Source organism: Microcoleus sp. N3A4 (assembly GCF_036701805.1).
In the GTDB taxonomy this organism is placed as follows: domain Bacteria; phylum Cyanobacteriota; class Cyanobacteriia; order Cyanobacteriales; family Microcoleaceae; genus Microcoleus.
Map to the genome: position 1 here is coordinate 19,601 of NZ_JAUBRJ010000052.1, position 14,525 is coordinate 34,125.

General features: G+C 46.5%; 15 protein-coding genes. 7 read left to right on the top strand and 8 right to left on the bottom strand.

Features of this window, described 5'->3' with window-relative positions; all coding sequences use genetic code 11:
- Nucleotides 1-113: 113 nt before the first annotated feature.
- Nucleotides 114-338 (bottom strand): YgiT-type zinc finger protein, encoded by a 225-nt coding sequence (locus QUA56_RS25055; protein ID WP_333186241.1) that lies wholly within the window; start codon nucleotides 336-338, stop codon nucleotides 114-116.
- Nucleotides 328-651 (bottom strand): DUF4258 domain-containing protein, encoded by a 324-nt coding sequence (locus tag QUA56_RS25060; RefSeq protein ID WP_333363156.1) that lies wholly within the window; start codon nucleotides 649-651, stop codon nucleotides 328-330. The genes QUA56_RS25055 and QUA56_RS25060 overlap by 11 nt, the downstream gene beginning before the upstream one ends.
- A 108-nt stretch (nucleotides 652-759) precedes the next feature.
- Here QUA56_RS25060 and QUA56_RS25065 point away from each other — a divergent pair, with 108 nt between their 5' ends.
- Complete coding sequence (locus tag QUA56_RS25065) at nucleotides 760-1,917, top strand: tetratricopeptide repeat protein (protein WP_333363158.1); 1,158 nt, start codon at nucleotides 760-762, stop codon at nucleotides 1,915-1,917.
- A gap of 103 nt (nucleotides 1,918-2,020) precedes the next feature.
- On the opposite strand, the gene QUA56_RS25070 is transcribed toward QUA56_RS25065, so the two are convergent.
- Nucleotides 2,021-2,506 (bottom strand): hypothetical protein, encoded by a 486-nt coding sequence (locus QUA56_RS25070; protein ID WP_333363161.1) that lies wholly within the window; start codon nucleotides 2,504-2,506, stop codon nucleotides 2,021-2,023.
- Between the two features lie 317 nt (nucleotides 2,507-2,823).
- On the opposite strand from QUA56_RS25070, the gene QUA56_RS25075 reads away from it, so the two are divergent.
- Both QUA56_RS25075 and QUA56_RS25080 read left to right on the top strand, forming a co-directional pair.
- Nucleotides 2,824-3,441 carry a triacylglycerol lipase gene (locus tag QUA56_RS25075; RefSeq protein ID WP_333363163.1) on the top strand — a complete coding sequence of 206 codons (618 nt, stop codon included), beginning with the start codon at nucleotides 2,824-2,826 and terminating at the stop codon, nucleotides 3,439-3,441.
- A 2-nt stretch (nucleotides 3,442-3,443) separates the two neighbouring features.
- Entirely contained in the window at nucleotides 3,444-4,055 is a 612-nt protein-coding gene (locus QUA56_RS25080; protein ID WP_333363166.1) for an alpha/beta fold hydrolase, read from the top strand.
- A gap of 124 nt (nucleotides 4,056-4,179) precedes the next feature.
- Here the strand turns inward: QUA56_RS25080 and QUA56_RS25085 are convergent, their stop codons facing one another.
- Nucleotides 4,180-4,611, bottom strand: a complete 432-nt coding sequence (locus tag QUA56_RS25085) for a VOC family protein (protein WP_333363169.1) — start codon at nucleotides 4,609-4,611, stop codon at nucleotides 4,180-4,182.
- Between the two features lie 11 nt (nucleotides 4,612-4,622).
- Here QUA56_RS25085 and QUA56_RS25090 point away from each other — a divergent pair, with 11 nt between their 5' ends.
- Nucleotides 4,623-5,456, top strand: coding sequence for a TIGR00297 family protein (locus QUA56_RS25090; protein WP_333363171.1), 834 nt, complete (start codon nucleotides 4,623-4,625; stop codon nucleotides 5,454-5,456).
- Nucleotides 5,457-5,762: 306 nt separating this feature from the next.
- Here the strand turns inward: QUA56_RS25090 and hetR are convergent, their stop codons facing one another.
- The 4 genes from hetR to QUA56_RS25110 form a co-directional block, all read right to left on the bottom strand.
- Nucleotides 5,763-6,668, bottom strand: coding sequence for a heterocyst differentiation master regulator HetR (gene hetR, locus QUA56_RS25095; RefSeq protein WP_333363334.1), 906 nt, complete (start codon nucleotides 6,666-6,668; stop codon nucleotides 5,763-5,765).
- A 265-nt stretch (nucleotides 6,669-6,933) separates the two neighbouring features.
- Nucleotides 6,934-7,236 (bottom strand): hypothetical protein, encoded by a 303-nt coding sequence (locus QUA56_RS25100; RefSeq protein ID WP_333363174.1) that lies wholly within the window; start codon nucleotides 7,234-7,236, stop codon nucleotides 6,934-6,936.
- 152 nt (nucleotides 7,237-7,388) lie between these two features.
- Complete coding sequence (gene patX / locus QUA56_RS25105) at nucleotides 7,389-7,616, bottom strand: heterocyst-inhibiting protein PatX (protein WP_333363177.1); 228 nt, start codon at nucleotides 7,614-7,616, stop codon at nucleotides 7,389-7,391.
- Between the two features lie 95 nt (nucleotides 7,617-7,711).
- Complete coding sequence (locus QUA56_RS25110; protein ID WP_333363180.1) at nucleotides 7,712-9,514, bottom strand: FAD-dependent oxidoreductase; 1,803 nt, start codon at nucleotides 9,512-9,514, stop codon at nucleotides 7,712-7,714.
- A 347-nt stretch (nucleotides 9,515-9,861) separates the two neighbouring features.
- Here QUA56_RS25110 and cysC point away from each other — a divergent pair, with 347 nt between their 5' ends.
- The 3 genes from cysC (at nucleotide 9,862) to QUA56_RS25125 (ending at nucleotide 14,491) form a co-directional block, all read left to right on the top strand.
- Entirely contained in the window at nucleotides 9,862-10,386 is a 525-nt protein-coding gene (gene cysC / locus QUA56_RS25115; protein ID WP_333363183.1) for an adenylyl-sulfate kinase, read from the top strand.
- Between the two features lie 37 nt (nucleotides 10,387-10,423).
- Nucleotides 10,424-12,022 carry an SLBB domain-containing protein gene (locus QUA56_RS25120; protein WP_333363185.1) on the top strand — a complete coding sequence of 533 codons (1,599 nt, stop codon included), beginning with the start codon at nucleotides 10,424-10,426 and terminating at the stop codon, nucleotides 12,020-12,022.
- 141 nt (nucleotides 12,023-12,163) lie between these two features.
- A complete protein-coding gene (locus QUA56_RS25125; RefSeq protein ID WP_333363188.1) occupies nucleotides 12,164-14,491 on the top strand; it encodes a polysaccharide biosynthesis tyrosine autokinase in 2,328 nt (775 codons plus the stop codon).
- Nucleotides 14,492-14,525 lie beyond the last annotated feature (34 nt).

Below are 14,525 nucleotides of genomic sequence, written 5' to 3' on the forward strand. Positions count from 1 at the left end.
AATCCTCAAATAATAGCAGCATAGTGTTCTCATTGTTGGGCGATCGTACAAGCAAAGGTACTTACACCTTAAGCATAAATTCCAATCAGCTTTAACTGAACTTTAACCAACCCCTAAGCAAATTCAAAAACAGGTGTTTCAATCACCCTAGTCGGCTTTCTATCTTCCCAAATCATCTTCTGCAACTGTTCCACAGTCTCAGGTGAAAAAAACCGCTCTCCCGTTTCCAAACACACTCTAGCAGGAACATTTTCAATAATAATAAACTTACCATTGATTTCAAGGGTATAACTTACTTTTTGTTCCACCATTGTTTCTTGCCAAATATCATTGTTCATTTTGATTTATCCTTAACTTAAAATCAATCCAAATTTTCGGATCTGGTTCGTATAAAGTAATGATTTTTACCAAAGGACGAGATGGATAACTGCACTGAACGTGCAAAGGTCTATTGGTCATGGTGAAGCCGAAAATCAAACAGCTTGGGCCATATTTGTCATTCGGATACTCTTCGATAACTTCACCAGCCATTATTGCTTCCCGGAGTTCTTGTACCCTGATACGGCGAACGATACTTTGGTTTACTGCGTGTTGTGAAAGCTCAAAATCATTTTTTACAACTTTGACACGTATTTTTTCAATGATTGTCATAGTTTCATATCATATCTATAAGTTAACACAAGAGCGAAAGTTGTTAACCAGTAGCGGAACCAACCAAACATCAGCCAAGATAGAAACAACGCCATTCCCGCAACCGCCATGACAGACATCAACCAAATAGCCGCCGCCCTAGATGGCAAAGAATACAAACAAGCCGCCCAACTCATCAAACAACTGCAAAAAGAATCCCCCGAAAATCCGTGGGTGCAATATTACATCGGCCGTTACTACGAACTCACCAACAACCTCGAAAAAGCCCAAACAACCTACAAACAAATACTCCGCGACATCACCAACCCCAAAATCGTCTCCCAGACCCGCCAAGGCATTCAACGGATTGAAATCGCCCAACAAAACCTCCGCCAACAAGCCATAGAAACCGCCAAAAACGACCCCAGCAACCTCGAACCCGGACTCCTCATCCTCGAACCCGTGAGTCCCGAAAACAAAGCCGCAGCCGTACAAAATATCAGCAGAATCTTTAAAATCGACGCTTACACAACCCGGATGCAAATCCAAAGCCGCGGCTGGAGACTCTACAAAACTGGCCCCATTGCCGAACTCCGAATTTACGGTAAAGAAATCCTCAACGCCGGCATTCCCGTATTTTGGGCCACCCTAGCCGATATTCAAAAAATCCAAATCTTCCGAGTGCAACACTTCCAGTCTCTCTCTTCCCCAGCGGTTGTTTGCAAAGATCGACTCGATCGACTCGGTGCGATCGAATTTAACTGGTCAGAAGTTACCCAAAGAGTAGAAGGCTTGTTGCCGATGTTCATCGAAGTCATGGACTACTCCCCAAACCGAAGAACCGAGCAATTTCGCCACAGAGAAATCAGGCAAGATTACGCTCAAATCTGTGACTTGCACATTCCCAGCAGAAACTGCATTCTGCGAATTTGCGACCAAAGTTACGAATTTCAACAAGGAGTTGACTTCACCAAAGCTTCTGCCGATATCCCCACTTCACCGAACCCGAAACACAAAACATCCAGAGTCAAAAACGCTCAACAAATTCCTCAAAGTACCACCAGAATTAACTGGAATCATTTACTTGAAATATTCGATCGCCAGCTTGACATTACAGTTTGGTCAGAATTTACGCCCTTTGCCGAGACAGTGCTCGATTACACTAATATGTTGAGCAAGATCGAATCTCATATAGAAGTCGATCGCAAATCCGAAACTCCTTGGGACTCAGCTTTTCAGCTATACAGCGGATTAGCCTTCCTCAGAAACCAAGAAAATAGGGAATAGAACAAAGAGTTAAAATTAAAAATGAGTAATCCCCTTTTTAATTTTTAACGCCAGCATTTGGAATTATCCAATGCCCAATTCCCTATTATCAATTCCCAATTTCCTACTTAGTTTTCACCTGACGGGCCATTTCCCGGAAATTGTTCATGCTGGGGCCCGGGCCGCGACGAGTTGCATTTGATGTCGGCATTAAGTTATTAGGAGCAAAAGTCCGAATCGGTTCAGCTTGACTCGGCACTTTCCCGTTAGTTGCTGCCGCTGCAGGTATCTTAGCTGGTTCCGCAGTCTTAGCAGGAACGCTAGCGACTGGTTCCTTTTCTTTGTCTTTCTTAGACTTTTTCTCTACCTTAGCCTTCTTAGTCGGTTCAGACTTCTCAGACTTCTCAGACTTCTCAGACTTCTCAGACTTAGCAGGCTCAACTTTTGCAGGTGCGATCGCAGCAGTCTCAGCCTTGGCAGGCTCAACTTTAGCTGGTTCCTTCGTTCCAGATTCGCCCAAATCTAGGAAATATTCAGACTTTTTCAAGCCCAACAGTCTGCCGAAAAAGCCGAAAATACCGCCGAAGAAATTTTTGATAAAACCAAACATTACACTTACTCCTTTTGTTCTTTTAGAGAAATTTGTACAAGCTTGTCAACAAAGTTAGACTACGAGGTAAGGCAACCTTTGTCTACATTTATTAATCAAAATTTACATTTTGCTGTATTTAAGCTGCCTCATCAAAGCTAATTTTAGGTATAAATACCATCACAGCTTTGCACTTATTTACAAGTATCTCAGAATTTGTTAGCGATTCCCACTAATTGTCGATCGTACCTCGATCCGATTCGCTAGCTGTCCTAGTAGGGGTCAAACTCCCTAGGGGAGTAATCTATGCTGTAATCAGCAAGCAATTTTCTTTTCAAATGAACAGTTCGCTCGATCGCAATCCCGTCATCCTCATACACGGCATCTGGGACACAAAGATGATTTTCAGCCAAATGTCCGCCCGCCTCACCCAACTCGGATGGTCAGTCCACAGCCTCAACCTCACCCCCAACGACGGCAGCCTCGGCCTCGACTTACTGGCCAAGCAACTCGCAGACTACATCTCTGAAACCTTCGATCCAGAACAGCCTTTAGACATAGTAGGCTACAGCATGGGCGGCATCGTCAGCCGCTACTACGTCCAGCGACTCGGAGGAATCAACCGCGTACAGCGTTTCATCACCCTATCTTCCCCTCACCGCGGCACCCTCACAGCCTATTCCCTACGCCTACCAGGATACCTGGATATGCGCCCCGATAGTGGCTTGCTGCGCGATTTGAATCAAGATGTGACCATGCTCAAACGCATAAACTTTACATCAATGTGGACGCCATTTGACATAATGATTGTACCGTCGAACAGCTCCCAAATGCCAGTAGGTAAAGAAGTTAAACTCAACGTTTTGCTGCACCGCCAAATGGTGACAGAACCCCAAAGTATTAACGCATTAGTTGAAGAACTAAAAGCACCTCTCGAAAATAAAATCCCCACTTAAAAATGAATAGCAATTTCAGCCGCAATCCAGTCTTGCTAATTCACGGAATCTTCATAAAATCGGTAATTTTTTACAAAATGTCTGCCTATCTCACCCAACTGGGATGGTCAGTCCATACCCTCAATCTTTCGCCTCATTGGGGCAACGCCAGCATAGACGAATTAGCCCAACAAATAGCAGATTATACAGACAAAACCTTTGCGCCCGAACAGCATTTAGATATAGTAGGATTCAGCATGGGCGGTTTAGTAACTCGCTACTACCTGCAAAGGTTAGGCGGCATCAACCGAGTGCAGCGCTTTATTGCCATATCTTCTCCTCACAGCGGTACTTGGATGGCTTACACTCTCTGGGGAAAAGGCTGCATCCAAATGCGTCCGGGCAGTGCTTTTCTAGAAGATTTAAATCGAGATGCTGCCTTGTTGGAAAAGCTCAATTTTACTTCGATTTGGACAGATTGGGATTTCATCATCGTACCCGCTTCTAGTTCCCAAATATCTGCTGCAAAAGAAGTAAAATTGTCCGTATTCGCCCATGCCATGATGGCGAGGCATTCCAGCAGTTTAAAAGCGGTCGCTGAAGCACTGTCAGAACCATTAAAAGTTCATGATTAACCGTTTGATTAATTCTTGTATAATGTCAAATTTTGTTGGGCGGGTTTCACCTACAAAAATTGCCTAAAACCAACAATCTCGTAAACCCGCCCCCACAGGAGGCAAATCGCTACCGGACTAGATATCAAACAGCGTCGCCAACTTCAGCGTATTCGCTGCGGCCAAAAATTGCTTCAGCTTCGCAGTAATACTTGAACTCCAGTATATTGTGGAAAGGGTCTTCTAAGAAGAAAGTGCGGTGTTCTGTAGGCAAACCGACAAATCGCCGTCTCGGTTCTTGATAGAAATTTAAGTTATTTTGCTGGGCTTTTTCTAGCAACCCTTCCCAGTCAGCTTCGGAAGTAAAAATTAACCCAAAATGCCGGGGATAGATGCCTCGCTGAGGCGTCAAAGGTTCGTGGCTGACGTGGGCGACAATTTGATGGCCGCACAGACCCATAATCGCAGAATTCGGCGATTCGCGACCTAGTTTGCAGCCCAGCCCGTCTACATAGAAGGCTTTTGTTTTGGCAATATCGGTCACGGGGAAGGCAAGATGAAATAAGACTTGGTTCATGGAGGTAATAAATGCAGAATTCAGAATTGTTCTTTAATTATTTATCTTGGTCTAATCCTTGGTTGGTGGCGATCGCCCTAAATACAGTTTTACTCGCGATCGGCACCATTGCTCCTAAAAAATTGCTCACTCCCGCTGGCCAATTTCACGGCTGGGTATTGGGCGTCCTCATCTGGGGCTGTTTGGGATGGCAAGGCTATGCTGTGGTGATGTTTTACTTTCTTGTCGGATCGGGAGTTACCAGCATCGGCAAAGCCCAAAAAGAAGCAGAAGGCATAGCCGAAAAGCGTTCAGGCGCCCGAGGCCCAGAAAATGTCTGGGGTTCGGCTTTAACTGCTACTATGAGCGCTTTGGGAGTTTTGGCATTATCTATTTTAGGAGAGACAGGCAATATTTTAGGAGAGACAGGCAAGATGCCTGTGCCGCAAGATGCTATTTCCCTGTTATTGCTGGGTTACGCCGCGAGTTTTTGCACCAAACTTTCCGATACCTGCGCCAGCGAAATCGGCAAAGCTTACGGCAAGCGGACTTTTTTGATTACCAGCTTGCAGCCTGTACCTAGGGGTACCGAAGGGGCTGTAAGTTTGGAAGGAACAATTGCGGGTATTGTCGGATCAATTCTGATCGCGCTGTTGAGTTGGGCAGTCGGTTTAATTGACTTGACAGGAATTGTTTTTTGTGTTATTGCAGCTTTTATTGCCACGAACATCGAGAGCGTGATCGGGGCGACGGTGCAATCAAAGTTTGAGTGGCTCACGAACGAGGTAGTAAATTTTTTCAATACACTCATAGGAGCGATCGCAGCGATCGTTTTAGCCGCGACTTGGAGAGCTTTTTTAGCTTAGTTAATCCTGGACGCATTCGCAACCTAAGAAACCGGGTTTTTTACGATAAGTCAAGGCATTAATGCAATATTTTTAGAAAAAAACCCGGTTGCGCCGTCCAGGGCTATTAGCTATTAATCATTAGTGATTAGTCTCAAGCAATCAACGGCAGTCCTGGACGAAAGTGGCATATATAGTAAGGTGCGTCAGATCCGAAATCTTCGATAATCGTTCAATAACGGAGTCTGACGCACCCTACAAGTCGGTGGTCGCGTGACAGTTGCCCTTAGTCCTAAACTGATGACTAATGATTAATAACTAATCAAACTAAGCGTCGTCTTGCGGCCCAAAAACCATTTGTACAATCATTGTCGGTTCGCCCCGCTTGTGATAGCGATCGGCCCAATTACGAATAATCTCATCTAATTCCTCAAGAGCTTGGTCGAGGCGTTCCGGCGGAATATCCAAAGTTTCCATAATTCGCATCACCTTCGGTTGTTTTTCCGCCCAATCCTTCATCAGCCGGAAATATCTAGCCGTATCCTCCACCATAGTAAATGTCCGCTCTTCCTGCTCTGCTGGAGAGTAAGTAGCGCGGCTGAGGGCATAAAAAGGCATTCCCCAAGGAGAATCAATGCGAGTGACTGTTCCCGAATAGATCAAGCGGCGCTTGATGTGTTCTGCTAGAGCTTCGCTCAAAGGCATTCGCCTTTCTGGAGACATATCTTCTTGCGATCGCCTGTGCAGAAACTCGATCAACTCCATAAACTGAAAAGAATTGATCAGTTGAGCGTCAGGGGGATTCGGAGGAATCTTGCCTTCGAGATATTTTTTTTCATCCGCAGTCAAGCTGTTTCCTTGAATGCGAGGGCGTCCAGGCATCCAAGCATACTGTTCCAGCCAGACATAAGGAAACTGAATCAAATATCTAGGTTCTTGGGAACCCAACATTTTCAGCAATTTTCCTTGAGTCAGAGCTTCCCGGACTTCTTCAACAATCACCTTCACCCGTTTAGGCTCAATGTGATGCAAGTGTCCGGTCATCCGCAGGTTGTTGTCCTGCTCCATATAAGTCATATAAATGGCACACTTAGCCGCCGTTGCGGCCGCGTCTAGAAACGCCCCGTGCCTGTGCCCACTGGTTCTCATGGCGCTAAACGCCAGATATAGCATGATCTGATCCATTGCACTAGGGCTGAGGCTTTTGACCAGATCCAAAGAGTCATTTTTCATCACTATCCCCGAAATAGCCAAATTTGGAGGCATTTTGTCGTCCTCCCTTAAATTATTGCGAGAGCGCCGAATCAAGCATAGCCGACTGTCGCCGGAAAGCTGGACAGCTACCCTAATATTCAGGTTAGTTAATTTCCCTGAGGTAACACGGGCATGGGCTTAAAGGCGATCCACACCGCATAAGTGGTTCTTATTGGCGAATTTATGTAGATTGCTGCACCCTCTGCGCTCACAGTTTACCTATATATAAGTTAGTTATCGCACGTTAATTATAGTGCAGCCGTTGAAAATTAAACCCTAGCTGCGGCGGAGAGAACGTAAATAACTTTTGCGATCGGAGGACTTTGAGGGGACTCCGAGCTGATAATTCTTGAACAGTCATTGATGCCGAAACTCGGTTTGACAAACTAAAATATGGCGTGGAGGGCGAGGGATATCGGTTGAAAAACCCAGATGCTCTGCGCCCTGTGGGTAATTCCTGTTTAATTAAAGCGTTTTCAATACAAAACCGCCACATACTAGAATCTATCTCTAGGTAGATGGCGGTTCCAGGTTTATATGCTACCATCTTTTACACAATAAAGAATCTCCTAATAACTGTAAACAAAAAGTGCAGTTGTCGCTTAACCTGAAAAACTAGAATCCCAGAAAATCCGATCGAGCGATCGAATGAACGGCCCGAACCAACTCAGTTGTAGTAATCGCTTGCGTCCAGTGCCATTAGAAATTTTGTAGGGAATCAGTGTAAACATTAGGCTCGGTAAAACCCCTACGTCCGCTGCCTCTCTCAGGATGGCGCTCGCCCTTTTGTTGAGTTTGGGCTGATAACATATATTGGGCGGTGGCAGTTTCGAGGATTGCGAGTGGAGATTCAAAAGCTTGAGCGGCGCTGGCACTCAAGGTAATGCCCAACAGGCTCAGTAAAGCAATTGCAGTGTAAGTTTGCATGGGTAGTATCCGTGTCAGTGTCTATTACGTGATACGGACTTGCCCGGGTCTATCAGGATAGATATCTGTGCAATTTTCGGATCTCTGCAAAAACCCTACCTCTTCAATTCTACTGCTACCGACAGCAGCCAAGCACCCGCAAAATTCAGCCTGCCCCATACTGTCAGAGGCTTTTCGGTTTCGCACTTCTGTAAAAATCTGTCGGTTTCCGAGTCCAAAGTCACGAGTTGCCAAGTTTGACCGGCTAAGGATTGGGGACTTGTCAGCGTTAGTTTCCAGTCTTGTTCGCCGAGGCGGCGGAAAATGCCCGAAAACTCGCTGTGGGTATTTGCTGTTTGACTGCTTTGTTTCTCTACAGACAAAGGACATTCGCCGCTGGCGGGATATGCTTGAGGCCGATCGAGATAATAGCGCTGCCAATCGAGCCAGTCCGATCGATCCCGTGTCAAATTAAATAAGGGAATAACTGCCGCACTCGCCTCGGAATCTTGCAGCAAAGCTTCCTGCAAAACTCTCACCGACAAATCCCGCGGCTGACATCCAGATTCCGCGCACAAAGCCGCCGCCATCCCCGCAGCCTGTCCGATATTCATTACCGTCGGTTGCAAGCGAGTTGCACCGTTGGCGATGTGAGAGACGGAAATATTTTTTTCGCAGGCTAGCAAACCGTCTACACTCGCAGGAATTAGCGCGCTGTAAGGAATGGTAAACGGAGTTCCCGTCCAGCGGCCGCCCCAGCGGAGGGATTTGGGCTGCAAGGGAATGTCGCCACTGGTGTAGTGGTGGTCGTTGGCATAGTTGCCGATCGCAATTGTTTCACAAATGCCCTCAGAATTTATCGGCAACTTCGCGACTCTTCCACCGACAACAGGCAAAATATCTTGTTCTCTGATTGTTTGTACTCCCCGCAAACGGCGGCTTTCTCGGTAGTAAGGATGTAACGCGAAAGAACCCAGAATGGAAGAATTTTGTTGATTTTCGATCGTTGAAATGGGGAAAATATCCTGTGCTAGGCCGTAGCGGGGGCCGAGTTGCGTTTGAATGAAACGGGCGAAACTTTGAGTGTGCCACAGACTTTCTTGCAGGAATTCTTGTCGAGATGCTTCAGATGCAATTAGTCGATCGACTCCTTCACCATAATCATTACCTCGAATCGGCCAATTAATCATCAACAATCCGCCCGGAAGTCGGCCGTAATTGAGAAATTGTTCGGGAGTGTAACCGTCCCAAGCACCGATAAATCGATCGGGATTGTCAACAGGCGGCGCGGGAATTTCTGGCCCGGCCGCACCTTTACCAAAATCCTGCATAATTGCCACCCAAGTCGGAGCTTGCACCGAATAGCGCTCTGTGAGAGCATTAGAGGCAGCCGGCGCGCTGGGTTCTCCCCACTCGGCTTGGAATTCCCAACCCCAGCGGTGCCCAACTTCCGCTAAAGCCAGCAAATCTCCCAATTCCGTTGCATCCAAAGTGATTTTGGCCGAAACCGTAAAATCTGCAAACCGGACGCCTGAAATGCGATCGCCTTCAGATAGCACATCTTGAGCGATTTGTCCAGAAATCCAGTGCAAGTTCGGCAAACATTTAACCCAATCAGCGAAAATTTCAGCACCGGTGCGGGGATCGTAAGTAAAAAAACTGACCCAGCCCCAATCCAAACCTCCCGGCTGTCGCTGCTGGAGTTCGCGGAGAAACGCGCCCCACAAACCGGTTTGAAAAGCTGCTAATTCATTGCCATCGGGGGCAGAAACGCCTGCTGCAGTCAGCATTCCTCCCAGCCAGGGGAATTCGCTTACTAAAATAGTTTTCGCACCTCGGCGGGCTGCTTGCACGGCTGCTGCGGTGCCGCCAGTGCCGCCACCGACGACCAAAACATCTGCTTTTAAGGTTGGGGACATGGGGAATAGGATTTTAGATTTTAGATTTTAGATTTTAGATTGCAAGAGGCTCATTCATCATGTAAGGTGCGACCACAAGCACCCAGAGGATAGATGTTCGGCGTTGGCGATCGCGAATTGAATTTTACTGTTTAAAGACTTGACAAATAATAAATCGGGAATTATACAGAGATCGCACAATTTTGTTACTAAATGACCGCAGGAGCGATCGCAACTTTTGATTTCTCACTTTTTGCGCGCAAATATTGCCAATATCACACCGCGAATAACGATAATAGAAAAAAGGGAACTGCATCTATAAAGTTTTACGTCTTAATTATTTCCCAGTTACTAATTAACAGATGCAAATGGAAAAAGGTTTTATTTTGTGGTTCACCGGGCTGAGCGGTTCCGGCAAGACAACTATCACCAAAGCTCTCGAACCCGAATTGAAGGCAAGAGGTTGCAAAGTGGAAATATTGGATGGAGATGTCGTCCGCACCAACTTGTCAAAAGGTTTGGGATTTAGCCAAGAAGACCGAGATACTAATATTCGGCGGATTGGATTTGTAGCGAACCTGCTGAGCCGCAATGGAGTTGTGGCAATTACGGCAGCTATTAGCCCCTACAGATCAATTCGCGACGAAATTAGAGCAATGGAGCCAAATTTTGTTGAGGTATATGTCACAGCGCCGTTAGAAGTGTGCGAAGGTCGCGATGTCAAGGGGCTGTACGCTAAGGCGAGAGCAGGAGAAATTAAGGGTTTTACGGGAATTGACGATCCTTATGAAGAACCGCTCAATCCTGAAATTATTTGTGACACAGAGCGAGAAAATGTGGAAGAGAGTGTTAAAAAAGTTCTGAGCAAGTTAGAAGAGTTGGGTTACATTTGATGGTGGCGGGGTAGGAAGCGGATAGGGGCGAAAGGCGATGGCGAGCAAAAACTATTCAAAATTCAATACTGTCAAAGGTTTCACGGTCAAATTTTTAACAGTGTCAGCGCTGGCTGCGAGTTCATCTCCGGCGATCGCTCAATTTTTGCCTCCTCCTCCTGCTTTATCTCCTCCTCCTCCTCCTCCTGGTTCTGCAGTTCCCGTACCCGTGCCCGCAGTTCCCGGATTTCCGGCGGTTCCGGCAAGTGCATCTTCAAGTTTCCGATCGGAAGTTTACACTTTAGGCGCGGGCGATCGCATTCAAATGGACATCTTCAACGTCCCGGAATACAGCGGCCCCAACGGTCAACACCAAGTACAGGCCGACGGTTCCCTGAGTTTGCCCTTAATTGGCAGCGTTTCGGTGTACGGGATGACCTTAGAACAAGCTTCTAATGCTGTTAAAGACAAATACGGCAAATACCTCAAACGTCCTTGGATTACGCTGAAATTGCTGGCGCCGCGTCCTTTGCAAATTGCGATCGCGGGCGAAATCAACCGCCCCGGAGCCTATACAATATCCTCAGCAGCAGGCCCTGGAGGCACAGCAGAGCAAATGGGAACTCAAATGCCAACGATATCGCGGGCTCTGCGAATGGCCGGCGGAATCACGCAGTCAGCAGACGTGCGGCAAATCAAAATCCGCCGCCCCCAGCGCAACGCACCGGAACAAATTATTAGTGTGGATTTGTGGGAATTATTGCAAAACGGCGATTTGCGGGCCGATATGACTTTGCGCGACGGCGATACTATATTTATTCCCACTGTAACTAGCCTCAACCGCCAAGAAGCACCGACTTTAGCCGTAGCTAACATTACCGGACAAAGCACTCAACCAATTAATATTGCTGTGGTGGGCGAAGTAACTCGCCCCGGTACTTATACTTTGGCAAAAGAGGTTCAAAGTAGGGTACAAGAGAATGAAATGGGTGCAAATTCTGGTTTGTTTGCTGCCAGCGAAACCAACGGCGGGGAAACTGTTTTGCCGCAAACTGTAACGAGGGCAATTAAAATGGCGGGCGGCATTACGCCCGTAGCTGATATCAGACAAATACAAGTTCGCCGCCTGACGCGGGCGGGTACAGAACAAATTATTAATGTGAATTTGTGGCAACTTTTGGAAGCTGCAGATGTCTCCCAAGATTTAGCACTGCAACAGGGAGATACGGTAATCGTTCCCAAAGCCGAAAACCTCGATGTAACTCAAGACGAACAAGTTGCTAATTCTAATTTTTCACCGGATACGATTAAGGTGAACATTGTGGGAGAAGTCGTGAAACCGGGAGCGATTGCGGTGCTGCCAAACACTACTTTAAATCAAGCGCTGGTAGCAGCGGGAGGTTTTAATAAAGCACGGGCCGAAATGGATTCGGTGGATTTAGTTCGCCTCAATCCTAACGGCACTGTTTCGCAGCTAACTGTTAAGGTTAATTTTTCCGCAACAGCTAATGAGGAAACTAATCCCAAACTGAAAAATAATGATGTAATTATGGTAAGGCGATCGGGCCGCGCTGCGTTCTCGGATAATGTAGGCGGAACTCTCGGTCCTCTCAGCCCGCTGTTAGGAATATTTCGGTTGTTCGATATTTTTCGGTGATTTGAATAGACTGGCACTAAAGCCTCATAAACCCACTTTCTAGAAAATTTTTCGGTTGTAACGAAATATCTAGGACTCAACCGGGTTCCTGAAACTGCGCCAGCCGTAAAGACGTTTAAACTAATAAGTTGTAGAAATCAAATGAAACCAGGGAAAAAATCTCAAATAGCACTTTTTAATAACCATAAAAAAGCCGCCGATCTGCAAAAACTATCTTCCGTGCTTTATGAAGAAGATCAATTTTTAGGCAGGGACAAAACAGAGGCAGAAGAGTTAAGTTTTTGGCAAGTTTGCCGCAGTCGATCCATCTTAGTCATCGGCGTAGCAGCGGCACTGACCACCGGGGTTTTTGCCTGGACGCTGAATCAAAAAAGCGAATACGAAGGGCGCTTTCAATTATTAGTAGAACCTGCTGTTACGCAAAATACTTTAGCAAAAATATACTCCGGTGAGCTGAAACTGCAACCAGCGGCCCCCGCGACGCAACAAAATCCCGTTTTTGACTACGAATCGCAAATTCAAGTTTTGCAAAGCCCGCAAGTAATGTCGCCGATTATTAAACAGTTGCAGGCTAAATATCCCGAAATAAATTACAACTACCTTTTGAACCAAAAAGCAGATAATTTACCTTTTTCTCAACAAACCAGGCTGTCTATTAATCGCTTCAAAAATACCAAAATTATCGAAGTTAGATATCGGGATTACGACCCGAAAAAAATTCAGTTTGTTTTGGAAAAAGTGGCGCTAGGCTACCGCAACTACAGCGTGCAAGATACCAGAACTCAAATTAGTCAGACTCTGGATTTTGTGAAATCGCAAATTCCCAACCAGCAAAAGCGCCAACAAGCTCTGCAAACAGAAATTCAAAAGTTGCGGCAGCAGTACAATTTCATCGATCCGCAAATTCAAACCCAACAACTCGCACAGCAAATCAGCCAACTTCAAACGCAAAGATTGGAGGCGCAAACGCAGCTCAATCAGCAGAAATTCCTCTATTCCAATCTGCAAAATCAGCTTGGATTAAACCAGCAGCAAGCGCTGATGGCCTCGGCTCTGAGTCAAGCTCCACGCTATCAAGCGATGCTGACTCAATTGCAGCAATTAGAAGGGCAAATTGCGATTAACTCGGCTACATTTACAGACCAAACTCCGCAAATGCAATTGTTGCGAGAACAGCGCAAAAACCTAATTCCTTTGTTGAAGAAAGAAGCCCAACAGGTTCTGGGAACTGATTTGGCTAAGGTAAATTCGCAAGTGCTGGCTTTTCAAGATCCGGTGCGGATTAAGTTAATCGAGCAGTTGATCGGTACTGCTAATTTAATTCAGGTGCTGGGCGTGCGGAATCAAGTTTTGGAACAAGCTGCTAAGCAGTTGAATCAATATTCTCAAGGATTTCCGGTAATTTTGCGGCGCTATTCCGATTTGCAGCGCGAGGCGGAGTTGACTAACAGTACGCTGAATAGTTTGCTGGCAAAACAGCAAGCTTTGCAGCTTGAAGCTGTGGGCAAAAAAGAGGTGGCTTGGGAAGTTATTGCTAAGCCGGAAATTCCGCGCTACAAAAATGGCGAGTTGATGGCTGTTACTCCGATTATGCCTTTGAATTTGGCTTTGGGGGGATTGGCTGGTTTGCTGTTCGGTATGCTGGCGGCGCAGTTGGCGGAACGGTTTAAGAATAAAACGGTTTTCCACACTCCAGAGGATGTGAAACAGTCGATTCGGCTGCCTTTGTTGGGGGTAATTCCTGCTAGCGATAAAATTTTGAGACTTCCTCCTGCTGAGACAAGTCCCGTGGATGTGGCAAGTTCGCCGATGCCGACGGATGCTTTTCAAGAAGCTTTTCGATCGCTCAATGCTAATATTCGCTTACTAAACGTTGATACTCCGATCAATTCTTGCGTAATTACTTCTTGTCAAGTAGCTGACGGCAAGTCTACTGTGGCGGTAAATCTGGCGCGGGCGGCGGCTGCAATGGGCCAGCAAGTGCTGTTGGTGGATGCCGATTTGCGGCGCCCGCAGGTACACGAAATGCTGGGTTTACCGAACTGGCAAGGCTTGCACAATGCGATCGCGGATGATGTGGATGTGGAACAGTTGATTTTGCGATCGCCCCGCGATGAAAATTTGTTTGTGTTAACTTCCGGCCCGGTTCCTCTCGATCCCACAAAGGTGCTTTCTTCCAGAAAGATGCAGCATTTAATGGCAGCTTTGTCAAGTCATTTTGACTTAGTTATTTACGATACTGCGCCGCTTTTGGGTTTGGCAGATGCGAATTTGTTGGCGGCTCACACTAACGGATTGATGCTCGTAGTGGGGCTGAATCAAACTGAGCGGGAGGCGCTGTTGTTGGCTTTTGAAGATTTGAAAATGGCGGGGATTCCGCTGTTGGGAATGGTGGCGAATAACGATAAAGGCAGCAGGTATTACTATCAGTCTTACGTGCAGAATTACATTGAGGAAAAATCTGTTTGAGGGAGGGGAATAGCTAATTATCGTAGGGTGCGTC

Bases quoted from the DNA above. Each gene is read 5' to 3' on its own strand.
- QUA56_RS25060 (WP_333363156.1), bottom strand. From the start codon at position 651: ATGACAATCATTGAAAAAATACGTGTCAAAGTTGTAAAAAATGATTTT.
- QUA56_RS25055 (WP_333186241.1), bottom strand. From the start codon at position 338: ATGAACAATGATATTTGGCAAGAAACAATGGTGGAACAAAAAGTAAGT.
- QUA56_RS25100 (WP_333363174.1), bottom strand. From the start codon at position 7,236: ATGGTAGCATATAAACCTGGAACCGCCATCTACCTAGAGATAGATTCT.
- QUA56_RS25075 (WP_333363163.1), top strand. From the start codon at position 2,824: ATGAACAGTTCGCTCGATCGCAATCCCGTCATCCTCATACACGGCATC.
- QUA56_RS25080 (WP_333363166.1), top strand. From the start codon at position 3,444: ATGAATAGCAATTTCAGCCGCAATCCAGTCTTGCTAATTCACGGAATC.
- hetR (WP_333363334.1), bottom strand. From the start codon at position 6,668: ATGAAAAATGACTCTTTGGATCTGGTCAAAAGCCTCAGCCCTAGTGCA.
- patX (WP_333363177.1), bottom strand. From the start codon at position 7,616: ATGCAAACTTACACTGCAATTGCTTTACTGAGCCTGTTGGGCATTACC.
- QUA56_RS25070 (WP_333363161.1), bottom strand. From the start codon at position 2,506: ATGTTTGGTTTTATCAAAAATTTCTTCGGCGGTATTTTCGGCTTTTTC.
- cysC (WP_333363183.1), top strand. From the start codon at position 9,862: ATGGAAAAAGGTTTTATTTTGTGGTTCACCGGGCTGAGCGGTTCCGGC.
- QUA56_RS25125 (WP_333363188.1), top strand. From the start codon at position 12,164: ATGAAACCAGGGAAAAAATCTCAAATAGCACTTTTTAATAACCATAAA.
- QUA56_RS25120 (WP_333363185.1), top strand. From the start codon at position 10,424: ATGGCGAGCAAAAACTATTCAAAATTCAATACTGTCAAAGGTTTCACG.
- QUA56_RS25065 (WP_333363158.1), top strand. From the start codon at position 760: ATGACAGACATCAACCAAATAGCCGCCGCCCTAGATGGCAAAGAATAC.
- QUA56_RS25090 (WP_333363171.1), top strand. From the start codon at position 4,623: ATGCAGAATTCAGAATTGTTCTTTAATTATTTATCTTGGTCTAATCCT.
- QUA56_RS25110 (WP_333363180.1), bottom strand. From the start codon at position 9,514: ATGTCCCCAACCTTAAAAGCAGATGTTTTGGTCGTCGGTGGCGGCACT.
- QUA56_RS25085 (WP_333363169.1), bottom strand. From the start codon at position 4,611: ATGAACCAAGTCTTATTTCATCTTGCCTTCCCCGTGACCGATATTGCC.